This window comes from Flavobacterium sp. GW821-FHT12A05 (assembly GCF_058807735.1).
Genome location: NZ_JBXAQY010000003.1, coordinates 236,095 through 261,680, shown reverse-complemented (window position 1 = coordinate 261,680; position 25,586 = coordinate 236,095). Strand labels below are relative to the sequence as shown.

The window sequence follows — 25,586 nt, the reverse complement described above, 5'->3', positions numbered from 1 at the left end:
TGATATTCGTCTATGGCAAAGAAATACAAAAAATATGATCGTATTTTCAAAATAGATGCAGTCCTATTAAGCTATGAAAAAAACACTCTTAAAGAATTTTCAGAAGAACTTGGAATATTACCATGTTTACTAACACGTTGGAGAAAAGAATATCAAAAATTCGGAGAAGGGAGTTTTCTAGGATCCGGATATGACAGAGTAAATCCTGAAGATAAACCAATTTTTGATCTAGAAAAAAAATCAAAAGAATATGAGCTCAGATACGAGATTTTAAAGAATGCAACACCTTTTCTTTATCGAGGCAATTTAGCAATTTATGAGTTCATAAGAGATAATGAGCATCAATATTCAATATTGAGAATGTGTGAAGTGTTAGAAGTCGGATATGGTAAATATCATCGATGGAAAAAGAATGGGATTTCTGAAAAACAACGCCAGACAAGTATTTTAAAAGACGATATAAAATCGTTGTTTTTTCGTTTTAAAAAGCATTATGGCAGAAATAAAATCACAAAAGAACTACATAAGTTAGGATATAAGATATGTGAAAGGCAGGTATCGTTTTATATGCATCAATTAGGATTAAAGCATGTCAAGAAAAGAAAATTTAAAGTAACGACCGACTCAAAACATGGTTATTATACAGCACCAAATATTTTAAATCAAGAGTTTAAAGTATATGATTATTCCAGAGTTTGGGTGTCGGACATTACTTATCTTACAACTAATAAAGGTTTTTTATATCTTACAATCATCATGGACTTATACGACCGGAAAATAATTGGCTGGAGTCTAGCAGCCAGACTTTTTACTAGTAAAACTACATTGCCGGCTTTAGAAATGGCAATACAGAATCGACAAATATCAAATGGATTGATATTTCACTCTGACAGAGGCATTCAATATGCAAATAAAACTTTTACCAAAAAACTTGAGTCTTATAATTTTATAAGAAGTATGAGCCGTAAGGGAAATAGTTTTGACAACGCAATGTCTGAAAGTTTTTTCAGTTCTTTAAAAAGAGAGTTAATTGACAGAAAAAGCAATCTACGAACTAAGAAACAGATGAGGGTAGAAATATTTGAATTTATAGAAAAATGGTATAATTCAAAAAGAATACATACTGCATTGAATAATAGAACTATAGAGCAATTCAATGCAGATCACTATTTTGAAAATATTTTTAAATATGAAAAAGGCAGATAAAATAATACTTAAAGAAAGAAAAATTCTTAAACTTGAAAAAAAAATTAAGAAATCAGATTTGAAATTTGAAATTCTAAAAAGTGCTGGTATATGCCTTCATCAAGGAAAGTCTAAAGTTTTTGATTTTATACTAAACAATGAAAAAACATATTCTATTAGATTAATGTCAGAAGCTTTAGGTATAAATAGAAGAGAATATCATACATGGAAAAATGTACCATTGAATGAAACTCAGAAAAGAAAAATTTTAATGCAAAAAGAAATAACTTCAATATTCTTTACTTTTGAAAGACGTTATGGCAGTGACCGAATTGCCACAGAACTTCAAAAATCAGGATATCAATTATCAGCTGTGACTGTAAGAAAATATATGAGTGAAATGGGATTGACAAGTATGGTAAAAAAGAATTAGACCAAAGTATAGTTGTTTTTTCAGTTATATATACTATAAAAATCTACCCTATGAAAACATTAACTCAACGTATTGAAGAATCATTGAATAAGACAATCAAGAAAGTTGAAGAGAAACCTGTCGAAGAAGATTTGTCAGATATAATGAGAACAAGTATTGCAAAAGATAGTGCAATTACAAGAGGTACGTCGAGAGATGTGGAGGATAAAAAATAACTATCGACTCAAAGCAAATTGAATTTGTCTTGTTAAATCTTCTTTGGGTATTAATAATATGAATTTCATAAAATCCGTTATTTCGAATGAAGCTTCACTAGAATGAGATTGGCCTATAAAAGTTGCAAATATTATCTTTTCGTCAATATATTCGACTTCGATTGAAAAATCTACTCCTTTATATTTAGCTATATACTTGACAGCATATATCTTTTCTAAGTTATTAATCAAGGATAATGTAAACAAGTTCTTCTTATCGTATTTTCTAATATGATTATCTAAATTGCTTTTAATTAGATTATATATTTCACTCATTAGTTTCCTTTTAAAGTAAGGAATAAAGATACTTAAAAATTTATACAGACGAAGTTTGAACATAATAATGATATTTTAAACTATGTATAATAAAACAATGTTCATAAGCTATCAAAACATTGTTCTCTTTCATTTTCTCACGTTATCCTTTTTAATTATTTTTGTATTGTAAAAATATTCGTGCTTAATTACGTTATTGCTAAATCCAAATTACCACCCTGAGGCTCAATAGCTTCTAGATTTAACAAGCCAATAATGTATGTGAGGTACGCCGTTATGGCGTGGCTTTACATCATTGCTTGTTTAAGGGTGTGGTAACCCTGGATTTAGTTTGGTGTAATTGTCCACGCTTCTTTTTTCACTAAACATTTATAAATCCAAATTACCACACCAATGAAAAAGCACTACCAAAAGTACTGTATGCATTTCGCGTACGCGATTATTTCTATTTTCACATTCTTATTTTCTACACGGACAGTCGGTCAAGAAAACACTTCTTTATCAATCACGGAGGACATCTGTAAGCTCATGAAAGAGAAAGATTTGAAATTACAACAGATAGTTCATGACACCATTGTCGAAACTAAAAGACCTGTTTTATTTATGAGCAACGAACCCCTAAATGATAATGAAATCATCGGTTCATATTCAGCAACTCCAATTACATATCGTTATGCAAGAAGAGATGACCGTCGAGGGAAATATATTGAAAGCGAGCTCGTCGATAATTCAATAGAATACAATAATGACGGTAGTTTAAGTGAAACAATTTACAGCATTTACAAAAATGATTCTTCTGGTAAATTGTATGCAATAAAAAATGAAAGCCTGAAATCCATTTCTGATTATGCTAAAACTAAAGAACTTATAAAAATCGTTGAGAAACAGGGGTACAAAGTTTATCAAACCAACGAAGCATATTATGAGAACTATTATTACATCAAATCCAAAACTTGTGAAATAAAATTAGATAACTGGACTTATAATGAATTGAAAAAGAATCCATCGTATTTCACTTCGCTAGATAATTATCAGATCAAGCTGAAATCATTAGTTCAACAAACGATTCCACATTCAAAAAATCTTGATAAGTATTTAGGTCTTTATCGTATTCAACGTAACAAAATGTCTACTTCTAATATAAATGCTTGGAAAAATGCAACTACACAAGCACAAAAGCTTAATGATCAAATCTCAAAACTTGGAGAGCAATATGCAGGGAATTATTCCTTTACTCCGTTTGATCAAATGACAGGATTGAGGAAACAATTTACAGATAGCTTAGGTTCTTCTAAAGAAGTGCTGAGGATGTGATTAGAACAAACAAAAAGCCAGCTTTAGACTGGCTTTTTGTTTGTTCTAAATTATACCCATTTTAAGCGATAATAGTAACCCACATCAGGATTTAATAAATAATATTCATAAGTTTTACTTGCTTTGTCAAAATGAATCTGCCTTACTTGCGAGTAAGCAACGCTTAAATTAGAATCAATTTTTTTCTTTTCTAGAATTGCATTTTGAGAGAATCCTTTAGGTTTATGTTTTAAAATGACTCTAAAATGCAATAAATCAATCTCTTGTTCGATTTTTGATTCTAAGTGAGGGGAAGATTTTTTATCTGTATCGTCTAATTCAGCTTTAAAATGAATTACTTTATTTCTGTTATAAAATAAAGGTTTTTTAAATTTAAGTATTGCCTTGTCATACTGATTTGCGTCGTTTGCATCAATTACGTTTTCTACAGTTTGTAAGTCTGAAGTTATAATAGGAAGATGTGTTCCAGTCCATTTGAAACCGTAATCTATTTCAGTCAACACTGGTCGTTTACATTGTATTACCTTGTAAGTTTCAAAAATAATTTTATTCCCATCCAATGTTTCGTATTTCATGAATGTAGATTTGTTTTCATATTCTTTAGTGCTGCTTTTTTCAAGAATTTTATGTACTAAAATTAAAGCTGAAATAAGAAAGCCTATTAAGACAATACAAAAACATGACAATGCTATAATGACAGCATATTGATTGTTAATGAATGCTGGTATTACAGCTATTACAGATATAATAGTTGCCGTGAGATAGAAGCCTTTAGAAAAGGTATTGGAAATAGTTTTCCAAATAGATGAAATAAGACTCATTTATTAAACAGTATTTTTTATTTTTTGACTGCTCAATATTAAGTATTTTTTCCTTATGTTAAGAATCTCCTCCCATTTTTTTGTCGTTTTAGTAAGTAATTTTGTAATTATTGTTTTGGACAATAAACTTGGTGATTTTGTATATGGTTCTGTTAATGGTTTTATGGTTTTCCGTAATTTAAAAATAATAAAGAAATTAAAATTATCTGTTATATAATTTCACTTTACTATTATAATTTACATTACAAATATAGCAACAAATCGTTACAATTTACATATTATGAAGAAATGAACATTACTGAAGTTTTTTATCTTCGAACTGAAGTTCGAAGATAAAAAACTTCAGTATCATGCAACAAAAATATTTCTAAAACTTGAATAAAGCAAATTAATTTACTAAAATTTTAATTTTACGGTAAATATTTAAATGCAAATTTCGCTATAAAATTCCGAAGAAAAAATTAGTTGCTAAGAAATTGGACACATCTGTAAAGCAAAAATTTAATGCAAGTTTTTAGAAAAATCGTCTTATTCAGACGTTTTTTCTTTTTCTACAGATTCATCTTCATTAACAACTTCTTCTTTGTTATCAATTTGATTCTCTATAACCGTTTCTTGATTTTCCTTTAAGGGCGCAAAGCTTTCTTGAATGTGATTAGAAAGTGTTTTCATGATATCTTTGTTTAAAATTATAGTTTATATATAATTAAACAATAATCAGGTTGAAGAAGTTGCAGACATGTTTGCGTTAGCTAATTAACAATACTCTCCTCAAAGTCTTTAAATTTGAAATAGAAAAATTGATATATTACTATATTTTTTCATATCTTAGAATAAAGCTGTTTTTATGGAAGTTAAGAATGAATTATTTAAAAAAGTGCTCAAAATTCTTGCTCAAAACCCAAGCAAGTTATACAGTTTAGAAGAATTAACTATGTCTGTAATCCCTAATAACCTTTTATATCAAGATATTTCATTTGAAAGAGAATTTCAAGCCCAAGTTTTAAATGCGCTTATTAGTTTAGAAAATGATGGTCTGATAACATTAAATTCAAATACAGATGAAAGTTCTATTAAGTCGAAAGGGCTTTTTACAAGTTGATAATTTTGTAAGTTAATCGCTTATATTTGTTTTATTTTTTATACCTTTGATAATGTGTTATTTGCATTGAAAATAAGACAAGAATCATCCTAACATTATAAGACTGTGCAAACTAACACAGAATTATCTTTAAAATTAGAAGGGATATCGGGCTACGATTTTAATTGATTTTAAAGAATATTAAAAGAGCAAATAGAAATATCTGCTCTTTTTTGTTTTGATATATTTTGTGATAAAATAAAAATGTCTCTTACGGTGGATATCTTCAAATGGTACACAGGGTATTATTATCTTTATTAAAAATCTAGGTTTTGTTTAGAAATTAAAGTGGTAACCTGGGTATATTATTATCAAATTAAGTTACAACTTGTCATTTCTGACAATGATTGTAGTTATTTGGTTTTAAACTTTGACAAAGATCACTGTAAACTGAATACTGAGACTGAACACTGAAAACCGAGACTAAAAGCTAAGACTGTAAACTGAAAACCGAGACTGAATACTGAATACTGAACACTAAAAAACTGACCACTAAATATCGCCGCTAATCTAAAGCGATAGCGATATATAGTAATAATACATTTTCAATATTTGAATAAATCCCACTTAAACAAGGGATTAGGGTTTGGGCATTGTTTTAGACTATTTGATTTAAAGTAGAAAATCAAAAAGCTAAAAAATTACCAACAATTAATTATTCAAATTATGAAACCAATTTTCAACCAAAATTTCGGGTCTTTAAAACTGTTTTTAGGCCTAATAATTATCAGTTTATTTTCTCTTACATCTTGTAATAAAAAAGAAGAAACTAAAATTGCCGAAGAACCCGTGGCCAAAGCAGATTCTGCAGTTGTAAAACCTGCTGATCCTCCCGCTAATTTCAAACATCAAACAGCATTGGTTAATGGTGTAAACATTCATTATGTTATAGGCGGTAAAGGCGAACCGCTGGTACTTGTGCACGGTTTTGGACAAAACTGGTATATGTGGAATCGCCTGCTTCCTGAACTTTCTAAACATTTTACGGTAATTGCGCCAGACTTAAGAGGTGTTGGCGAATCGGACAAACCGGAAACGGGTTACGATAAAAAAACAATGGCGACAGATATTCATGAGCTGGTTAAAAAACTCGGATATAATAACATTAATCTGGCCGGACATGATATCGGACTTATGGTAGCCTACGCTTATGCTGCGCAATACGGAACGGAGGTTAAAAAACTGGCCTTAATGGATGCATTACTTCCGGGAATAGAACCTGTATGGTCAAAAGTTTCGGCTTCGGCGTGGTGGTTTGGATTTTTTGCATGGCCAGCTTCGGGAGATATTGTAAAAGGAAAAGAAAAAGAATTTTTAACCAATTTCTGGCCAATGGTCGGACACGTAAAAGATCCCTTTACTCCGGAAGAAACTGCCGAATTTGTACGTGCTTATGCCGTTAAAGATGCAGCGAAATCAAGTTTTAAATGGTTTGGAAATTTCCCTCAGGACGGAAAAGACAATTTGGTTTTTGCTAAAACAAAACTAAAAATGCCTTTACTGGCCATGGGTGGCGAATATTTTGCAGCCGCTTTTCTTAAAGACCATTCTAAATTGGTTGCCGAAAATGTAACCGAATCTAAAATTGCAGGCGCAGGACATTGGCTGGTTCAGGAAAATACGGCACAAGTTCAAAAAGATCTTTTAGCCTTTTTTACCGCAAAATAACTTCATCAGAAATAAAAAATGAAAACTAAAAAAATCATTTCAGGATTTGCCTTCATGGTATTGTTTATTCTGAGTCAAGCTATTTACGCTCAATTTCCTATGCCGGATCATGTTCCTATTTGGGATGCCAATAAGGTAACACTGCAACTGCATAAAATTGCTGAAAATGTCTATGCTGTTTCGCCTTCTACAGTCGAAAATGAAACCACAAAAGGTATTGCACAGGCGACTTCGGCGGGTTTTATTGTGGGTGATAAAGGCGTTTTGGTTATCGAAACTTTATTGAGCAAAAGGCTGTATGATCAGCTTTTTAAATTGATAAGAAGCATAACGAATAAACCCATTATTTACGCCATTAATACGAGTGATCACGGCGATCATTGTTTTGGAAATTATCTGCTTCCTAAAGAAACAATTATCATTCAGAACGAATTCTGCAAAGAAAACCTTTCTAAAAATTACGAGAATATCAAGAAGTTCATGATTATGCTTTTTGGAGCGGGCAGGGGAATAGAAGAAAGTGTATATCGCCCGGCAGACATTACAATTCCCATTAACCAAAACATGAAAATTGATATGGGAAAAGGAAATACTGTCGATATTATTAATGTGGGAACGGCACAGTCTCCGGCAGATCTTTTCGTTTATTTGCAATCCCCTTCGGGAAATGTATTGTGGGCGGGAAATCCTTTTATTGCCGAAAGTCCAGCGATTCCATGGCTTTTTGACGGTTATTTTTTAGAGCCTGTTAACAATCTCAACAAAATTTATAATAGGATAAGTGATAAGGACATCGTAGTTCCCGGACATGGAAGGATAACCAACAAAGCCGGAATAAAATACACGATTGATTACGTTGAAGCTTTAAAAACAAATGTAGAAAATGCAATAAAAAGCGGACTCACATTAGAAGAAACCAAAACAGCTGTTACAATGAAAGAATTTGATAAAGGCTACGAACTCTTTAACTGGCTTCATTTTAATTTCAATGTTCCCAATGCATACAAAGACATCAAGCAAAACGGAGCCAAACCATAACGCCATTATTAAAATTTAAAATCAGCCCTAAAAGGCTTTAAAATATCCCGAATTTAGAAAGCAGTATTTTCTAGATTCGGGTTGTTTTTTTCTACATCAATAAGAATTGTATTTAAACCCCAAATTTTTATGTAAATTTGATTAGAGGGATATCGAAGAAAACGGATAAAGTTTTGTCCTTTAATTTTTTATAACAACTAATTTTAAGTAACAACCCCAAATTATTAAGGAATGAAGAAACACTTTTTACCTGCATTTTGGCTCCTTTATATGCTCTTTTTTGCCATTCCTTTTCCTGTGTTTATGTATTATGCCATAAACAGCGAATTTGATGTAACGACTTTAAAAGATAAAAATCCTTGGCTGGCCTTAGGTTTAGCTGCGCTTTCTGTTATTCTTTGGCTGATAGTTTTGCTGGGTTATTTCCAAAAATGGATTTTGCAGATTTTCATCACAAAACGAAATTTGGAAAATATTAAAAGAAACGGCGTAAACAGAGAAGCAAAAATTATAAGTGCCGTAAAAATATCGGGTCCAAAAGCAAAATACAATACCTACGAATTGGAACTTTTGTTTAAAAATCTATCTGATACAGAGATTATCCATAAAACAGAAATTACCGACAGCAAACCGCATGAACGCCGTTTTGAAGCCGGAAAAAAGTTAAACCTAATCCTGAACAGAGACCCCAAAAAACTTCCGGCGTTTGTTGTAGCTTCTTCAAATGCTTCACTAAATCCGTCGGGTTTAATACTGAGAACATTGGGTTTGCTCTTGCTGCTGGCTTTGGTAGCAGGCTATTATTTCTACGCTTATCAGGATGAAAGTTACGGCATGGGCTGGCGTTTTATGAGTTTTGGACATCCTTTAATTGTATGCCCAATAGTGCTTATTTTCTATCGATATTTATTGAGATTTATTTTGAAAAAGCTTACGGGATTAGGCGATAATTCGGTTTTAATAAAGTTTAAAGGAATAAAAACCCAGGCCAAATTAATTAGCGTAAGTCAGACAGGAACCTATATTAACGAACAGCCTATGATGCGTTTTGAACTTGAATATACCGATAACAAACATCATATTCACCGAAACAGTTTAAAGAAAGTCGTTGGACTTTTGGAACTCGATGTTACCAAACAAGCACAAATAGAAATTTTTTATCTGCCGGAAAACCCAAATGAGATCGCATTTGCAGATGACTTAAACAAGATACATTAGAATGAGAAAATCAATTATTATAATAGCCTGTTTTCCTTTTTTTATGGGATGCGAACAGATATCTAAAAGTATAGAAGAAACATTCCAGACCCATGATTCACTCGTAAATACAGAAGCCAAAAATACTGAAACGAAAACCGAAGCGCCTCCTGTAGATGTTCAGAAACTTATAAACGAAGCCTTAGAAAAACATTCGGCAGCAGTAAATAATACAGAAAATAAAGCAGGAGATCTTTTAAAAGATGCAAACAGATTAAAGAAAGCCGAAGAAGCTTTAAAGCAATTGCCTCAATATGCAGGAAAAGAAATCTTTGTGTATTCGACTTTGTATTTTTACAATGACGGAACTATAAATATTATGCTCCAGCATCCTGAAAATAAAAAGTATGTCGATACTTATGAGTACAAAAACAACACATGGTCAGAACCGAAACCAGTTCAGTTATCGGTAAGAGACGATGTGCAAAAACGTTTGGTGCCGCTTAAAAATATCAGTTTTCCCAATGCAGCCAAAGTGTTTGAGATTTACAATAAAAAAACGGCAGAAGTAGAAGGTGCTAAACCCGCAACAAGTGTTTACATTTCAATTTGGGACAATAAAATTAGATGGTATCCTTCAAGTATTAGTGGAAGTCGCGAAAGATATTCCATTCAATTTAATGAGGATGGTACATTGAAAACTTTTACCCAGGACTAACTTTAATGGTACCAATGTACATGCAGGGGCTTATTCATCCACGGTAATTTTATTATAGAAAAAGAAAAAGGAGATCGTAGAATTAAGATATCATAAGCTCTTTTTTCTATCGTAAGTTCCCATTTGTCCTCTAATTCAACCAGAATACCATTGCGTACCAGCCAGTTTCCTCTAAAACCTTCTATAGAACAATCTCCAATAGCATTCCAGTGGCTAATTACAGATTTTAAGAGACTGTTTATTAGTAATCGGTCGCTTTCAGAAATTTCAAAATCATCTGTAAGTGTATCGTTTATAGAAAGGCCGCAAAGTATCTTATTTAAAGATAAATAAGCTTCATTTGTATGAGTTTGTCCTGTAACAAGACATTCTAAATATTTAACCGCTTTTTTTTGATTTTCGATACTAATGAAACGATTATTTTTAGTCAGTTCAAGTCTTTCAAACAGTACTGTAAAATAACTGTTTAGTATTACAGCTCCGGCATTTCTAACATTAATTCCGTTTTTAACTGAATTAGTATAATTCATAACCTCCATTTATACTTTTTTTTAATTAATCTATAGCGAGATAAAATTATAGATCTTTTCGCAACTGTATATGAGTATTTATACCTAAAAATCGATAAACGATTAGAATTAATTAAAAATACATACCAAAATCAAAAAGTACTTGAAGATTTAATAAATACAGATACCGTAAAACTTATAAGAAATTTGTACCTTAGTTAAATGCTTGGCTCTTATATTAAAAGCCATTTTTCTATAACTTAAAGAACTTACAAATGCCTTGGAATCCAGAAATATATAATAAGTTTAAAGATATTCGTTATCAGCCGTTTTATGATTTGGCCGAATTAATAAAACCAGTCAAAGACATGAAGGCCATTGATTTAGGATGTGGAACAGGGGAGCAGACCGCTATTTTGGCCGATAAATTTAAAGAAGCTCATTTTCTGGGCGTTGATTCTTCTGCCGAAATGCTCGAAAAATCAAAATCTCTTGAAACCTCTAATCTTCATTTTCGTAAAGCCACAACCGAAGAAACCATAAATGCAGCAGAAAAGTGGGATTTAATTTTTAGTAACGCAGCCTTGCAATGGTCAAACAATCATGAAGTTTTGTTTCCCCAGTTGATAAATCTTCTTAACAAGAACGGACAATTTGCAGTACAAATGCCGGTGCAGCCAGAAAATAAACTCAACAAAATTTTAATTGAATTAGTAAACGAAGAACCTTTTAAAACCTACTTAAAAGGATTTAAAAGAGATTCCCCTGTTTTAACTATTGACGAATATGCTCAAATTCTTTTTGACAGCGGTCTAGAGAATATCCAGATCATGCAAAAAGTATATCCTATAATTGCCAATGATCATGATACCTTATATCACTTTATTTCAGGTTCTGCTTTAATACCTTATATGGAAAGATTAGAAGGCGAACAGAAAGAACTTTTTATCAAAACATACAAAGAACGAATCGCTTTAAATTTTCCAAAACTTCCGGCAATTTATTCTTTTAAAAGGCTTTTGATTTATGGCACCAAAGCATAAGAATAAAGCTCCAGCGGGGCTGAATAGATAATTACGGATTATTTAATCGCGTAGGCGGATAACCAAATTGCTTTTTAAAGGCAAATGAAAAATGGGACAAATTTTCAAAACCCACTTCAAAATAAACTTCGGTTGGTTTTTTCTTGTTTTCAACCAAATGATAATGGGCCAGTTCTAATCTTTTTTTAGTCAGCCACTTTTGAGGTGTTGTATTAAAGTATTTCTTAAAGTCCCTGTTGAAAGTTGACAAGCTGCGTCCGGTTAAATAACCCAGTTTTTCCATTGGCATATTAAACATAAAATTACGCTGCATAAAATCGATTAAATCAATCTTTCCGGGTTCGTCAAAACTGGCCAGAATATTATCGATTCCTTTGTCTATTTCTCTTAAAATACTAATTGCTTCGGTAATTTTTAAAGAAGCGATATTTTCGGGAAATTGTCCTTCAATATCAAAATAAGGAAGCAGGGAAGACATACAGCTTTCTAATAACGGATGATTATTATAGCTGATAATTTTCTGTTCTGTATTTGTTTTTCCACTTAAATCAATACTTTTATAAAACTCTTTTAAACGATTAACAGAGAGATGCATCACTACCGTTTTATGAGGCTGTCCGTTTTTGGGATAGTTGATAATCGTTGCGAGCAGGTTTCTCGGAATTAAAAAAATATCTCCCGCTTTAAAAGTAAAAACAGCATCGGTCTGAATGATTTTTGTTTCGCCCGAAATAAACCAAATCAGCATATGATCTTCAAAAACCAGATCAGATTTGAAAAATTTATCTTCGTAGCAAGACAGCTTTATTTCCGGAGTTAAATATTTTGAGATATGTTCCATTTGCAAGAATTAAGTAAAGCCAAATCTGATTTAATAAATTAAAGATAGCATAAGTCTGTAAAATTTAACCGCAAAGTGCGCAAAGATTTACGCAAAGTCCGCTATGTTTATTTAAGCTGAAAATTTTAGAGCAAAGTCCGCAAAGCTGGTTCTAAGTATCCCGATAGCTATCGGGATTGTGAACTTTGTGTTTTTATATCACCATCCTTGTAAAAAAAAACTTTGCGGACTTTGCGGTAAAAAAAACAATGTTGGCAGTATATAATATTTTAATTTTTTCATTATCGAACCTCAAATGGCATTCCTAAAAGGCGTTCGCTTAAATCCCACAATCTTTTAGCATTTTCCTCATCTACAGAATAAGGCTGAACGCCATATATAGTAGAAGGGTCATCAAATTTATGTTCGATATCGCCAAGATCAAGGACTGCAATATCAGCATCTTCGCAATAAACACCGCCAATATTTTCAAGTAACGGGCTTGTAGCGCACCAAACCGTTGTAGCAGCACCCTGAGGCAGTGTTTTTAATAAAGCCGCAACTTCGGGTTTTAAATTGCCATCCTGATCGTGAGTTCCCATTTGTTTGAATAGTTCTATAGGTTCTTCTCGGCCTAAATCAGTCCCCAAAACACTTCCCGGATGCAGTGAATAAGCTCTAACATTAAAATCTTTGGCTCGATTGTCTAATTCTAAAGCAAACAAATTACAAGCGGTTTTAGATTGTCCGTAACCTTGTAAAGTATGATATTCACGATAAAGGAAATTAGGATCCTCAAAATCAAATGGCGCCATTTGATGACCGTAAGACGATACGTTTAAAACTCTTGCTCCGCCTGCCTGTTTAAGTGCCGGCCATAATCTGGCAGTAAGCTGAAATTGTCCCAGATAATTCGTAACCAATTGCGACTCGTAACCGCGGCTGTCTCTGCGAAGCGGCACCCACATAATTCCCGCATTGTTAATCAAAAGATGTAATGGTCTGCCGGAAGCTAAAAATTTAGCTGCAAAAGAATCAATAGAATCAGAATCCATAAAATCTAGAGTTTCTAATTCAACATTGGCAATTCCTTCCAGATTTTTTTTCGCTTTTGCGATATCACGCGCCGCTACAATTACAGTTGCACCTGCGCTGGAAAGTGTTTTGGTTGTTTCGAGTCCAATTCCTGTGTGTCCGCCCGTTACAATGGCAATTTTTCCGGTTAAGTCAATTCCCTTAATGACATCTTGTGATGTAGACTTTGCATTAAAACCTGAATGTAAAGGTTTTTGCATTTTTCCCTGATAATTATTTTGTTCCATTTTTATTTAAACTTTAAATGTTATGAGGCAAAATTAGACAGAGTATAAATTTTCGATTTTGTTTAAAACGCCAATTTTACTTTGTTTAAAAAGTCATCCTGCTTGGGTTATTTTTATTACCTTTAATTCTACGCAACAGTCTATTAAAATTATTTTATGAAAGCATTGGTAATAGGAGCTACAGGCTCAACGGGGAAATTTTTAGTAGAACAGCTTCTGGAAAATCAGGATTATACTTCGGTAATAACTTTTGTGAGGAAATCTTCGGGAAAAATGCATTCTAAGCTTACAGAACATGTTGTTAATTTCGATAATATCGATTCTTTTCAAGATTTAATTACGGGAGATGTTTTGTTCTCCTGCCTCGGAACAACATTAAAAGCAGTCGGATCAAAAGAAAACCAATGGAAAATAGACTTTGATATTCCCGCCGTATTTGCTTTTACAGCAAGAAATAATGATGTAAAATCGTTTGTATTGGTTTCGTCTTATGGAGCATCGGCCCAAAGCAATGTTTTTTATTCTAAAATGAAAGGAAAACTCGAAGATCATATTACAGCACTTAATTTTGAGCAGTATATTATTTTCAGACCCGGACCTTTGGTACGCGAAGATTCTGACCGATTAGGCGAAAAAATTGCGGTTAAATTGATTAGAATATTGAATTCAATTGGTCTTTTTAAGAAATTCAAACCGCTTCCAACTTCACTTTTGGCGGCAAAATTAGTAAAAGCTCCAAAAACGCTTCCGTCTGGAACTACGATAGTTGAGCTCGAGAAAATTTTTGATTTTTAATGGTTTTAACAGAAACTCAGAAATTGAAAGAAATTGTACTTGGTTTTTATAATGATTGGTCGTGTTTTTTTATAAATTTGTTTGTACAGAGAACTAATGAACAAATAGGAATCTCGTAAAATTCTATATAACAAAATCCAGCTATGAGTACAAATACCGCTTCTATACTATCATCAGATTTTCTAACCGATATAAAATCACACACTGCAGATTCTCACAAAAAATTAGAAAGGCTTTCGGTTTCAGCTTCTATTTTGTCGCCGGATATGAAAATAGAAGATTATATTCATTATCTGAGTTTAATGCACGATGTTCATAAAAATACAGAAGAAGTTGTTTACCCATTGCTTTCTCAAATTATTCCCGATTTAGACCAAAGAAAAAAGAAACATCTTATCGAAGAAGATCTTTCTTTTCTTAACCACAATAAAACCACTTCATCTACAGTTTTTGATAAAACAGAAATGAGCTTGCCTTTTGCTCTTGGCGTATTTTATGTTATTGAAGGATCAAGTCTGGGCGGCCGATTTATATTGAAGAATATTGTAAACAATAAGCAGCTTTCTAACGATCAGGGCGTTTCTTATTTTAAAGGTTACGGAGACAAAACAGGCAGCTTTTGGAAAAACTTTCTAAACATACTGGCAGAATACGAACAGAATAATAATGGTGCAGATAGTATTATAGAAGGAGCTGTATATGCTTTTGATAGTATTTACAATCATTTTGAGAGCATAGAAAAATAATGAATATTAAAGATATAGTCAATCGTGATCTTGTTACGTTAACCAACTGCGAACATGAACCCATTCATATTCCGGGTAGTATACAGCCTCACGGTTTTTTAATAGGTCTTGATCCGGAGTGGAAAATAGATTTTTGTACTGCAAATATTTCTTCATTTGTCGATTTACAGCATACCGATATTTTAGGGAAAAATTTCGAATCTATTTTTGGTTCAAAAGCACAGGAATTGATTTTTGATTATATCAATGAAGATAATGTTCAGAATGTATTTCCGTTAGAAATCAATCTGTTTGAAAAAATATTTCAGGTCAGCATACACAAAAGTGCTGCTATTTATGTACTGGAAGCCGAACCAAAGTTTCCGGACAGAGAAAAACTAGCCGATGTTTATACACAAACGATTCAGTTTGTGACCCAAATGAACAAAACGACTTCTCTAAAAGATTTGTGTGCGCTGGTTGCCGAGGGAACCCGACAAATAACAGGCTACGATCGTGTCATGATCTATAGATTTGATGAGCAGTACAATGGCGAAGTATTTGCCGAAGATTGCCGTGAAGACCTGGAACCCTTTTTAGGATTGCATTATCCGCATACCGATATTCCGCCTCAGGCTAGGGAATTATACATAAAAAATCAGCTTCGGTTAATTGTTGATATTGATTATAAACCCGTTCCCATATTTACGATTGATGATAATAAAGAGAATAAAAATCTCGATTTAAGCCTTTCGATATTAAGAAGCACCTCGCCAATTCACGTAGAATATTTAAAAAATATGGGCGTCGGCGCTACACTTACCATTTCACTTATTCACCATGATAGACTTTGGGGATTAATTGCCTGCCATCATTATTCTAAAAAGAATATTTCGCCTGAAATTAGACTGGCAGCAAAACTTCAGGGACAATTTATAACCTCTCAGATTGATATTAGACAATCTAACGACGAAAACGTAAATGCCGGAAAAGCATCACTTGCCCTGGAACAGTTAACGAGTTTAGAATTGCCGCTTTCAGAAGAATCTTTAGAAATAATAAGTAAATCGCCTCAATTGCTTCATATTTGCAACGCATCAGGGGTTTCTATTTCAACAAAAGATAAAATTTATAAAAATGGTTTAACACCTTCTGATGAACGTATTATAATGTTAATTGAGCAAATTAGCCATAAAACTTCAGATAAGACATTTGTAACCAATAAGCTCAATGATCATTTTCCGGAAATGGAACACTGCGCTAATTTTGCAGGTATTATTTACCATTCGCTTGACAGCGCCAACCATATAATTTGGTACAGACCCGAAACCATTTCGGAAATTAATTGGGGAGGAGATCCCGAAAAAGCAATTGTAAAAGACAGTACGGGCTTACATCCCAGAAATTCATTTAATATCTGGAAACAGATTATAAAGAATCAAAGCAACGTCTGGAAACAATATGAAATAAATACAGCAACAAGATATGCACATGCACTTCATAATCATTTGATGATGATTATGCTGAGCGAGGAGGAGGAAAAATACCGTACACAAAGCGAAATCTTGAAGGAGACAAACTCTGAGCTCGAAAACATCAACTGGATTAGTACACACGATTTGCAGGAACCGCTGCGTAAAATTCAGCTGATTACTTCAAAAATGCTTACGGAACTTGATGTTATTCCGCTGGAGTCTGTTTCTAATTCTTTAATAAGAGTATCGAAATCAGCAGGCAGAATGAGGATTCTGCTTGAAGATATTCTTAAATATACCCGAATTAAAAATACAAGGGATGCCTTGCAAAAAATAGATTTGAATGAAATTTTGCAGGCAACTATAATCGAGATGAATGAAAACATCACCGAGAGCAACGCCGTAATTGAAAGCGAAAATCTTCCGGAAGTTTATGCGCTCAGCTTTTTAATGAGACAGCTGTTTTCTAATATTATTCAGAATTCCTTAAAATACGCATCGCCGGATAGATTTCCAGTTATTAAAATAACAGCTTCGCAAGAACCGGAATTGTTTGGTCATGTCAATAGAATTTACTGCCATTGGGTTAATTTCTCTGATAACGGAATTGGTTTTGAACAGCAATATGCCGAAACGATTTTTAAAGTTTTTACCCGACTTCATAATCAGGATGAATATACCGGATCTGGTGTAGGACTGGCTTTGTGCAAAAAAATCATGCAGACTGTTGGCGGTAATATTCAGGCAACTGGAAAGCTGGGAGAAGGTACGGCCATAAAAATTTATTTTCCGTGCGATCCCGAAGAATCTCTTTTATAAGAAAAAATTAAATCCATTCTCCCGAAGCATCGTAAGTATTGGGTAAATATGTAAGGTATTGAACCATTCTTGGTGTTTCGCCTCTATTTGGCGAAGCGCAATGCGGTAAGGCATTATTCCAAATAATAAAATCGCCCGCATCGCCCAAAATAGGCTGCGCTTTTAACGTTTCAACGGCTAAATCTCTAGGATTTTCATTGGGATTAAGATTTTTCAGCCAGTCGCTTATTTTGTTATGAAATCCTGCTACACAATGAAAAGCGCCATCATTTGGGCCGCAATCGGTAAGATAGAGCAGTCCCTGAAGTCCATATACAATAGGTTGTTTTAAACTGGTATCCCAGTGAAGTCCGCTGCCTAAAAAAGTAAATTCTTCTGTTTCGGGCGGATTAAAACTTACCTTATCGATGGTTTTGTAAATGCTTGTTGTTTTATAAAGCTGTTCGTAGGCTTTTTTTATTCTGGGAGAAAATCGGTTTTTATTTAAAGTTTCATGATCCACGAAGTTAAGCATTAGTCCTTTTTGGTTTTCATGTCTTTTATACCAGGTTTCTTTTTTGTTGGGATCCATTTTTAAATATTCCCAAATTGCCTGCTGCGTAGCTTCGCAATCTGCTTTCGAAACGGCATTTTTTACTATGACATAACCGTTCTCATTCCAAAATTCAAGATCCTTTTCAGATAGAACATCATCAATAGCATCTTCGTTATCGGTCGTATTGTTTTGCTTTCTGTTGTTAATCCAGTTTTTAAAAGTTTCCAAATCAGGTTTTTCAAAATATAGAAACTGCAAAGTATCTTCCATGCCAATGCCTAACTGATATAAAGTTTTAACTTCTAAATCCCAATTATGATTTACAGCAGTATCCTGATGTTCTGCTGGCTGTGCGGTACGTTTCCATAAGTTTTCAAGAGTAGTCCAGGGCATTTTTTGGGTTTGTTTATTGTTTATTGTTTGTGGTTTGTGGTTTGTGGTTTGTGGTTTGTGGTTTGTGGTTTGTGGTTTTTGGTTTGGTTTTGATTTAGAATAAAACCTGATTTCTTTTGGTGAAATTAAAAAAAGGAAATGAGTTGAAACCCCGTGTTAGTACGTGATTTTGAGTTTTAGAGATTTTAAATTGATATTAAGTGATATAATAATCCTTTGGACTTTCTGCAGGAATCATCTTTTTATCATTCAATTCTAAAAGTGTATTTTCTATCATTTGCGACATAGCATCAAGCGCAAGATCGTTTGGCTGTAATCCGAATGGATTTTCGAGTTCGTCTGCTATTGCTTCAAGAGCAACAAAAGTGTAGGCAATAAACGAAATTATAAAAGGCGTAATCCAGCCCATTGTTTCTACAAAACCAAACGGAAGCATAAAACAATAGATATAAACTGTTCGATGAAGTAATACATTGTATGTATAAGGAATTGGTGTACTTGCAATTCTTTCACATCCACCCACTATGTCCGAAAGTTTGTTTAAATTTTCTTCAAAAGCAAGTTGTGTCATGCTGTCTATTTTTCCTTCGGTTTTTGCATTTTTTACCCAAAGTCCCAGTTCTCTTAGTATAAGTACAGGTTTGTAATGTACTTCTTTTAACTGCGTGGCAAATTCTTCCAAAAGTAATCTGTTTAAATCATGATCTGGATTTGTATGCCTAAGCTGGTGTTTTAAACTGTAAACAAAAGCAGTAAGCAGTTTGATGAATTCTTCTCGTTTGGTTTCATATTCTTTGCCGTCTATAAGCGTTATGCTCTGGCGTGCAAGCGATCGAGTATCGTTAAGCAAAGCTCCCCAAAGTTTTCGGCCCTCCCAAAATCGGTCGTAGCTTACATTATTTCGGAATCCGAGGAAAATGGCAAGGGCTATTCCAAACAAAGTAAATACAGCAGGATTGATATGCAGATTTTTCTCTATAAGAAAAGGTTTGAAATAGACGATCAAAAACGAAAATAAGAGCAGTAATAAAAGCCTTGGTAAGAGTTGTGGTAAAACAGAACCTTTCCATTCAAAAAGCATTTTAAACCAGTTATTTTTCTTCTTTATAATCATTTTTGATGTCGTAATTAGAACCAGAAAACTTTATTGGAAATAGAGTATACGCAGTGGTTCCAACAAAAATAAGAAAAAATGCAATAGTTTTTTGCTTGGTAAGATTTAGGAACGCAAAGTCTAAAAGCTTAAAACAAACTTTAAAAGTACTACTTACGAGCTTAACGAGATTAATCCTTTATTATACTGCGTATTCTGTCTTTTTAAATTTCTGGAAAGCATTGGCACAAGCTCCTAATAAACCGGCTTTGTTTCCTAAGCTTGCCGCAACAATTTTCGTATTTGAGAAAGAAACCGGAATGGCGGTCTTTTTTACTCTGTGTGTTAATTCATCGATATAAAACTGACCTGCTTCGCTGATTCCGCCTCCAATTATGACCTTCTGCGGACTAAATATGTTGACACAATTCACGATTCCGGCTGCTAAATAATCAAAGTGATGCTCCATTGCATTTACTGCGTGATCTTCGTCGGCAAGATATCTTTCGATAATGGTTTTTCCGTCAATATGTTCTTCGGCTGTTTTATTTTGAGTTTTGTAATATTCGATTAAGGCCGTAACCGAAGCGTAAGTTTCCAAACAGCCGCGTCCGCCGCAAGCACATTGAATTCCATTATGTTGAATTACAGTGTGTCCCAATTCGGCGCCGCGATTATGATAACCGCCAAAAAGTTTTTTATTGATCATGATTGCGCCGCCAATTCCGGTTCCTATGGTTAGGAAAATGGCATCTTCGCTGTCTTTGGCCGCACCATAGATTACTTCTGCAAGTCCCATTAAGTTAGCATCATTATCAATTACAATATCATATCCTGTACGATCATTTAAAATTTTTCCTAGCGGCAGCTGCTCAAAACCAGGCAGATTAACACCGCCGCCCACGATTACATTATTTTCTATTAAACCCGGAAAACCAATACCAATACCCACAATAGGTTCGTTTAACTGATCTGTGCATTGTGTAATCGCTTTAACAATTAAATTTATGATCTCTTCTTCGGTCTTGGCCTCTTTAAGAGATACTATAAATGAAAACAAGATTTCTCCGAGTTCATTAACAACACCGCATTTCAGTGAAGTGCCGCCTATATCTATTCCAATTGCATATGATTGTGGTAGTTGTGTATTGTTTGTGGTATTCATAATGCTGATTTTATTATTATTTATCTTCTGTTAGATATAATTAATACAGAATGGCAAGTTCTGCATTAATGTCCAAAAATCAAGTAATTATCTAAAAAAAATAAAGGCCTATTTTAAACTGATCTTTATTATGATTTAGGTTTATTTATGGATTTTGCAAAATCACGCTGTATTTGAAATTATTTCGGAGTTTATAATTACTTTTTCTTTTGCTCTTATTTCTTTTTCAGGCTTGCAGTTCCCTTTGTTATTTGATTTATAAAAAGTGCAGAATTAGTTTTTACTACTTTAATCCAATAATTATCCGAAACAAAATAAATTTCCTATCAAAACGAGAACCTCTTATCGTTTTGATAAGGATTTTGATTGTTATAAAAGATTACTCGTTTTTGTAAGTGATAGATATATAGTGTTTTATATGGGTTTCGAAGCTTCGAATTGGCAATGGTATGTGATTTGAATATTGGATTTTGTATTTCCAGAGAATAGAACTTTCGTATCATAACTAAAAATTGGAAATGCACTAAATCAAATATGAAAACCATACTAATTAATGCCGATTTTTTGAGTAAAAACTTTTTTGTGTCTGCTCCGTTTCAAAACAAACCAAACTTATCTGTAAATACGCAATCAGCAGAAGACTTTTCTGATTTTACTATTGAAACGACTAATGCCAATCACGTTTTCTGGGTAAAAGAAATCTCCGAAGTTACCTTGTCATCTGCCAAAGCAAGAGGAACAGGAATCTCTGGACGTTCTCCTGAATTACTCGAAGAAAAAATAAAAAAAGGGGAGGCTGTTATTGCTTTTGCAGCAGATGGTACCTGGGCAGGATTCTCTTTTATTTCCTCTTGGGATCATGATCGTTTTGTTTCAAATTCCGGATTGATCGTAGCGCCTCAGTTTAGACATACCGGACTTGCCAAAAGAATTAAAAGAAAAATTTTTGAATTAAGCCGTCAAAAATATCCAGAAGCCAAGATATTTAGTTTAACAAGTGGTCTGGCAGTAATGAAAATGAACCACGAATTAGGCTTCGAACCTGTAACGTATTCTGAGCTGACTTATGATGAAGTTTTTTGGGAGAATTGTAAATCCTGTGTCAATTGCCCAATATTATGGAGCAAAGAAAGAAAAAACTGTTTGTGTACGGCAATGCTTTACGATCCTAAACAAAAAACGGCCAGTATTTAATACGGCCGTTTTTCTATTATAATTTCTTTAAAAACTGAATAACTTCTACAATTTCAGTATTTAGATTGTTTACTCTTTCTAAAGTTTGAGAACTGTATTGCTGCAGTTTAGCTTCTTTTTCAACAGTAGATAAATAATCACTTAGGTCTTTGAGCATAAAGATGTCAAAACTGGATTTCATGTTATGAGAAAGTCTCATTATGGCATCATGGTTATTATTTTTGAATGCTTCGCTTAATTGAACTACTTCATTAGGAATTTTTTCTATAAAAAGACTAATCATATCCTGTTTAAAGCTGCGATCGCCGCCGGATACTTCATCTAAAAAAGAAAGATCTACGTTTCTGTTTATTTCAACAGCAATGTTTTTACTTGTTACTTTTTTGATGGCTTCTAAAAGGGCGGCCTGCTTAAATGGTTTCGGGATATAAGCGTTCATTCCTTCTTTAAAACAGCGTTCCTGCTCGCCAACAAGGGAATGCGCTGTCATGGCTATAATGGGAATGGCATTTTTTAATTCGTTTCGGATGTAATTTGTGGTTTGATACCCGTCTTTAACAGGCATTTGAAGATCCATTAATATTAAATCGTATTCGTTTTTTAATAAAAAATCAATTCCTTCCTGTCCATTTCCGGCAATATCCAATTCAAAACCAAAGTTGTCGATTACGTTTTTTACCAATTTTTGATTCAGCGTATTGTCTTCGCAAAGCAGAATTTTAAGTTTATCAAGCGTAATTTCCTGCGATGGTTCCGGCGCTGCTTCAATATAATCTGTTTTTTTATAGGTTAATACAAAGAAAAATTCAGAACCTCGTCCTTGTTTGCTTTTTACCTGAATCTGCGAATCTTGTAATTCTATTAATTGTTTTACAATGTTGAGACCAAGTCCTGTACCGCCAAATTTTCGGGTGGTGCTTTCTTCGGCTTGCGTGAATCGTTCAAAAATAGCAGCCAGTTTATCTTCCTGAATGCCAATTCCGGTGTCTTTAACAGAGAATCGCAGCGAATAATCATCGGCTGTTTCGTTGATTTTTTTAACCGAGACCGTAACTTCGCCTTCTTCAGTAAACTTAAGCGCATTTCCGGTAAGGTTTACTAATATTTGGTTTAATCTTCCCTGATCTCCAATTACCATTTCGGGCATTTCGGCATCGAGGAAAAGGTTGAATTCAACTTCTGCAGGAACTTTTACTTTTAATAAATCGTAAACGTGTTTAAGTGTATTTTTTAAATTAAAAGGTTGTGCATCAATAGTTAGATTTCCGGATTCTATTTTGGAAAGATCCAGAATGTCATTAATAATTAATAGCAGGTTTTCTTCGGCAATTTGTACGCTGTCAATATAATCACGCTGTATGGCATTGAGTTTTGTCTGGGCCAAAAGATCTGTAAAACCAATAATCGCGTTTAACGGCGTTCTGATTTCGTGGCTCATATTGGCCAAAAAGCTATCTTTTGCCAATACGGCACGTTCTGCTATTTTTTTTGCAGCTGCGAGTTCAATATTTTTTGTTCTTAACTCAAGCTGATTCATGATGTGCTTTGCCACAATGGACAGAGCATTACGCTGATTTTCGTTAAGCTCTTTAGAAACGTGATCGATGGCACAAATGGTTCCAATGTTGTAACCGTCTGGTGTTGTAAGCGGTATTCCGGCATAGAAACGGACTTTGAAACCGCCGGTAACATTGGGATCATTTTTAAATCGGTCGTTTAAAAAAGTGTCGTTTATTTCGACCATTTCGCTTTCGATAATAGTATATCGGCAGAAACTGATTTCTCTCGGCACTTCTGATACTCCAATTCCAATTTCAGATTTAAACCATTGCCTGTTTTCATCTATAAATGAAATATGGGCTATGGGCACAGAACAGATATAAGAAACGAGTTTAGTAGCATCATCAAAAGCATGCTCGGGCAGTGTGTCAAGTATATTATAACGTTTTAAAGCTGCCAGACGTTCGAGCTCGTTGTGCGGTAAAGGTTGTTGGGGAGTATTCATTCTGTGGGGCGTAAAGTGCAAAAGTATAAATAATATTAGACAAAGCTTTAAAATACTCCCACAGACTATACAAAATGATTACTTGATTATAATCAAGGGTATATCATAAGGAATATAAAGGCAAATAAATTAACCAAAAGAACAACTCCATACACGATATTCGATTTTCCTTTACTCAGCGAAAGCATTACGGTAAATACAGATAAGGCTAACAGAACAATAGATTTTATATCAAGCCCGAGAATAATAGGCATGTCCATCATAATACAAACTGTCGCAACACTCGGAATAGTTAAACCAATACTTGCCAAAGCAGAGCCCAAAGCTAAATTTAAACTGGTCTGCAATCTGTTTTTTCTTGCTGCAATAATCGCTGCAATTGCTTCTGGAAGCAAAATAATGATGGCAATTACAACTCCAACCAAACTTTTTGGAAGACTGTAACTTACAATTATGCTTTCGATAGTAGGAGAGAGCGTTTTAGCTAATAATACTACGATTCCTAAACTCACGAGAAGGAAAACAAGACTGGTATAGAATGTTTTATTGTTGATAACTATAGGTTCGACTGATTCCTCATTTTCATCATCACCAACGGTCAGGAAATATTGGCGGTATCTGCTGGTTTGTGCAAATAAAAAAGACGAATAAATAACAATACAGGCAATCGAGGCAAAAATAAGCTGTGGTACGGAATAGTAAGATCCCGCAACACTTTGTGTAAAAGTAGGAAATACTAAAGTAAATACGATAATGGAAACAAGTGAAACTAAACCAATAGTTACAGATGAAGGAGAGAAATTCTGTTCGTAATGTTTTAAGCCTCCAATTAGCAGACACAAACCAATAATTCCGTTAAGAATAAGCATTGTGGCGGCGTATACGGTATCTCTGGCAAGTGAAACGGCTTCCGGACCATCTGACATCATTAAGGATATAATAATCGAAACTTCGATTACGGTTATGGATATAGCCAGAATAATGGTTCCGTAGGGCTCTCCAACTCTTTCTGCAATAATTTCGGAATGATGTACGGCTGACATTACGCTCAGAATTAGCAAAATACTTGCTGTAATCTGAAATATACTGCTGCCTTCTATAAGTCCGCTAAAGAAAAGAATCCACGATAATGCCGGAATGATAGTTGTCCACTGAAGTAATTGTTTCATTTATTTTAATTTAAAATTTAACAAATGCCTTCTCCCAAGTCTTGAAAAATCAGCATTTTTTGATTTTGTAAGATAGGGCTTTTTTGCGGAAAATGACAAAAAAACAATGTTAAGAGATTAAATTAGATTTGATTTTTGGTTCAATTCTTCTACTTATTCATTTTTTTGATCTGGCTTTTTCTTCTTATTAAACTGTAATCGCAAACTCCATTTAGGGCATATTCTATTTTAAATTCGGCTAGAAGTTCGGAGATAATTTCCATAGTCGCATTTTCATCAAGTCCAATTTGCGCACCAAGATCTATAACGTTATGATTTCCGTTGCTTTTAATTAAAGCATTTAAAAATCGGTCTTTATCTCGTATTATTTTAATCTTTTTATGAAATGTATACGTCATTCTCGTCAGACTGTATACGAGCTCTTTGCTGTTCATGATAAAATTCTTGTGTTTGTAAGGAACGGTTAAAAATTATGGTAT

The 25,586-nt window shown here is 33.6% G+C and carries 26 protein-coding genes; 14 read left to right on the top strand and 12 right to left on the bottom strand.

Annotation, left to right across the window (positions count from 1 at the left end; all coding sequences use genetic code 11):
- Positions 1–12: 12 nt before the first annotated feature.
- The 3 genes from AC1RRQ_RS07815 to AC1RRQ_RS07805 are packed head-to-tail and all read left to right on the top strand — an operon-like array spanning position 13 to position 1,833.
- The gene (locus AC1RRQ_RS07815) at positions 13–1,206 is read left to right on the top strand and encodes an IS3 family transposase (protein ID WP_493022452.1); all 1,194 of its coding nucleotides are present in this window, start codon (positions 13–15) and stop codon (positions 1,204–1,206) included.
- Complete coding sequence (locus tag AC1RRQ_RS07810; RefSeq protein WP_493022451.1) at positions 1,190–1,618, top strand: IS3 family transposase; 429 nt, start codon at positions 1,190–1,192, stop codon at positions 1,616–1,618. Before AC1RRQ_RS07815 ends, AC1RRQ_RS07810 begins: the two co-directional genes overlap by 17 nt.
- Positions 1,619–1,668: 50 nt before the next feature.
- Positions 1,669–1,833: a hypothetical protein gene (locus AC1RRQ_RS07805; RefSeq protein WP_493022450.1), complete on the top strand. Its 165-nt coding sequence runs from the start codon at positions 1,669–1,671 to the stop codon at positions 1,831–1,833.
- Here AC1RRQ_RS07805 and AC1RRQ_RS07800 read toward each other — a convergent pair whose 3' ends face one another.
- Complete coding sequence (locus AC1RRQ_RS07800) at positions 1,834–2,148, bottom strand: hypothetical protein (RefSeq protein ID WP_493022449.1); 315 nt, start codon at positions 2,146–2,148, stop codon at positions 1,834–1,836.
- Between the two features lie 528 nt (positions 2,149–2,676).
- Between AC1RRQ_RS07800 and AC1RRQ_RS07795 the strand changes: the two genes are divergently transcribed.
- Positions 2,677–3,462, top strand: a complete 786-nt coding sequence (locus AC1RRQ_RS07795) for a hypothetical protein (protein WP_493022448.1) — start codon at positions 2,677–2,679, stop codon at positions 3,460–3,462.
- 50 nt (positions 3,463–3,512) lie between these two features.
- Here the strand turns inward: AC1RRQ_RS07795 and AC1RRQ_RS07790 are convergent, their stop codons facing one another.
- Together AC1RRQ_RS07790 and AC1RRQ_RS07785 are read right to left on the bottom strand one after the other, a co-directional pair.
- A complete protein-coding gene (locus AC1RRQ_RS07790) occupies positions 3,513–4,283 on the bottom strand; it encodes a hypothetical protein (RefSeq protein ID WP_493022447.1) in 771 nt (256 codons plus the stop codon).
- A gap of 528 nt (positions 4,284–4,811) precedes the next feature.
- Positions 4,812–4,955 carry a hypothetical protein gene (locus AC1RRQ_RS07785; protein WP_493022446.1) on the bottom strand — a complete coding sequence of 48 codons (144 nt, stop codon included), beginning with the start codon at positions 4,953–4,955 and terminating at the stop codon, positions 4,812–4,814.
- Positions 4,956–5,130: 175 nt separating this feature from the next.
- On the opposite strand from AC1RRQ_RS07785, the gene AC1RRQ_RS07780 reads away from it, so the two are divergent.
- From AC1RRQ_RS07780 to AC1RRQ_RS07760, 5 genes are all read left to right on the top strand, one after another.
- On the top strand, positions 5,131–5,385 hold the full coding sequence (locus AC1RRQ_RS07780; RefSeq protein ID WP_493022445.1) for a hypothetical protein: 255 nt from the start codon (positions 5,131–5,133) through the stop codon (positions 5,383–5,385).
- Positions 5,386–6,090: 705 nt separating this feature from the next.
- Complete coding sequence (locus tag AC1RRQ_RS07775) at positions 6,091–7,092, top strand: alpha/beta fold hydrolase (RefSeq protein WP_493022444.1); 1,002 nt, start codon at positions 6,091–6,093, stop codon at positions 7,090–7,092.
- A gap of 18 nt (positions 7,093–7,110) precedes the next feature.
- A complete protein-coding gene (locus AC1RRQ_RS07770; protein ID WP_493022443.1) occupies positions 7,111–8,130 on the top strand; it encodes an MBL fold metallo-hydrolase in 1,020 nt (339 codons plus the stop codon).
- A 231-nt stretch (positions 8,131–8,361) separates the two neighbouring features.
- Positions 8,362–9,348, top strand: coding sequence for a hypothetical protein (locus tag AC1RRQ_RS07765; RefSeq protein WP_493022442.1), 987 nt, complete (start codon positions 8,362–8,364; stop codon positions 9,346–9,348).
- 1 nt (position 9,349) lies between these two features.
- The gene (locus tag AC1RRQ_RS07760) at positions 9,350–10,045 is read left to right on the top strand and encodes a hypothetical protein (protein WP_493022441.1); all 696 of its coding nucleotides are present in this window, start codon (positions 9,350–9,352) and stop codon (positions 10,043–10,045) included.
- A gap of 2 nt (positions 10,046–10,047) precedes the next feature.
- On the opposite strand, the gene AC1RRQ_RS07755 is transcribed toward AC1RRQ_RS07760, so the two are convergent.
- The gene (locus AC1RRQ_RS07755; RefSeq protein WP_493022440.1) at positions 10,048–10,575 is read right to left on the bottom strand and encodes a contractile injection system tape measure protein; all 528 of its coding nucleotides are present in this window, start codon (positions 10,573–10,575) and stop codon (positions 10,048–10,050) included.
- A 254-nt stretch (positions 10,576–10,829) separates the two neighbouring features.
- On the opposite strand from AC1RRQ_RS07755, the gene AC1RRQ_RS07750 reads away from it, so the two are divergent.
- Positions 10,830–11,597, top strand: a complete 768-nt coding sequence (locus tag AC1RRQ_RS07750; protein WP_493022439.1) for a methyltransferase domain-containing protein — start codon at positions 10,830–10,832, stop codon at positions 11,595–11,597.
- A gap of 31 nt (positions 11,598–11,628) precedes the next feature.
- On the opposite strand, the gene AC1RRQ_RS07745 is transcribed toward AC1RRQ_RS07750, so the two are convergent.
- On the bottom strand, positions 11,629–12,438 hold the full coding sequence (locus tag AC1RRQ_RS07745; RefSeq protein WP_493022438.1) for a helix-turn-helix domain-containing protein: 810 nt from the start codon (positions 12,436–12,438) through the stop codon (positions 11,629–11,631).
- A 281-nt stretch (positions 12,439–12,719) separates the two neighbouring features.
- The gene (locus tag AC1RRQ_RS07740) at positions 12,720–13,739 is read right to left on the bottom strand and encodes an SDR family NAD(P)-dependent oxidoreductase (RefSeq protein ID WP_493022437.1); all 1,020 of its coding nucleotides are present in this window, start codon (positions 13,737–13,739) and stop codon (positions 12,720–12,722) included.
- A gap of 156 nt (positions 13,740–13,895) precedes the next feature.
- On the opposite strand from AC1RRQ_RS07740, the gene AC1RRQ_RS07735 reads away from it, so the two are divergent.
- From AC1RRQ_RS07735 to AC1RRQ_RS07725, 3 genes are all read left to right on the top strand, one after another.
- Positions 13,896–14,534: an NAD(P)H-binding protein gene (locus tag AC1RRQ_RS07735; RefSeq protein ID WP_493022436.1), complete on the top strand. Its 639-nt coding sequence runs from the start codon at positions 13,896–13,898 to the stop codon at positions 14,532–14,534.
- Between the two features lie 143 nt (positions 14,535–14,677).
- Positions 14,678–15,280, top strand: coding sequence for a biliverdin-producing heme oxygenase (locus AC1RRQ_RS07730; RefSeq protein ID WP_493022435.1), 603 nt, complete (start codon positions 14,678–14,680; stop codon positions 15,278–15,280).
- Positions 15,280–17,553: an ATP-binding protein gene (locus AC1RRQ_RS07725; RefSeq protein ID WP_493022434.1), complete on the top strand. Its 2,274-nt coding sequence runs from the start codon at positions 15,280–15,282 to the stop codon at positions 17,551–17,553. The genes AC1RRQ_RS07730 and AC1RRQ_RS07725 overlap by 1 nt, the downstream gene beginning before the upstream one ends.
- A 7-nt stretch (positions 17,554–17,560) precedes the next feature.
- Here AC1RRQ_RS07725 and AC1RRQ_RS07720 read toward each other — a convergent pair whose 3' ends face one another.
- The 3 genes from AC1RRQ_RS07720 to AC1RRQ_RS07710 all read right to left on the bottom strand — a co-directional run bounded on the left by AC1RRQ_RS07720 (position 17,561) and on the right by AC1RRQ_RS07710 (position 20,739).
- Positions 17,561–18,481 carry a phytanoyl-CoA dioxygenase family protein gene (locus AC1RRQ_RS07720; protein WP_493022433.1) on the bottom strand — a complete coding sequence of 307 codons (921 nt, stop codon included), beginning with the start codon at positions 18,479–18,481 and terminating at the stop codon, positions 17,561–17,563.
- A gap of 196 nt (positions 18,482–18,677) precedes the next feature.
- The gene (locus AC1RRQ_RS07715) at positions 18,678–19,595 is read right to left on the bottom strand and encodes a bestrophin family protein (protein ID WP_493022432.1); all 918 of its coding nucleotides are present in this window, start codon (positions 19,593–19,595) and stop codon (positions 18,678–18,680) included.
- A gap of 181 nt (positions 19,596–19,776) precedes the next feature.
- Positions 19,777–20,739, bottom strand: a complete 963-nt coding sequence (locus AC1RRQ_RS07710; RefSeq protein WP_493022431.1) for an ROK family protein — start codon at positions 20,737–20,739, stop codon at positions 19,777–19,779.
- A 534-nt stretch (positions 20,740–21,273) separates the two neighbouring features.
- Here AC1RRQ_RS07710 and AC1RRQ_RS07705 point away from each other — a divergent pair.
- Entirely contained in the window at positions 21,274–21,933 is a 660-nt protein-coding gene (locus AC1RRQ_RS07705; RefSeq protein ID WP_493022430.1) for a GNAT family N-acetyltransferase, read from the top strand.
- A 16-nt stretch (positions 21,934–21,949) separates the two neighbouring features.
- Here the strand turns inward: AC1RRQ_RS07705 and AC1RRQ_RS07700 are convergent, their stop codons facing one another.
- From AC1RRQ_RS07700 to AC1RRQ_RS07690, 3 genes are all read right to left on the bottom strand, one after another.
- A complete protein-coding gene (locus AC1RRQ_RS07700) occupies positions 21,950–23,938 on the bottom strand; it encodes an ATP-binding protein (RefSeq protein WP_493022429.1) in 1,989 nt (662 codons plus the stop codon).
- Between the two features lie 92 nt (positions 23,939–24,030).
- On the bottom strand, positions 24,031–25,107 hold the full coding sequence (locus AC1RRQ_RS07695; protein WP_493022428.1) for a calcium:cation antiporter: 1,077 nt from the start codon (positions 25,105–25,107) through the stop codon (positions 24,031–24,033).
- 149 nt (positions 25,108–25,256) lie between these two features.
- Positions 25,257–25,541, bottom strand: coding sequence for a hypothetical protein (locus tag AC1RRQ_RS07690; protein WP_493022427.1), 285 nt, complete (start codon positions 25,539–25,541; stop codon positions 25,257–25,259).
- Positions 25,542–25,586: the final 45 nt, after the last annotated feature.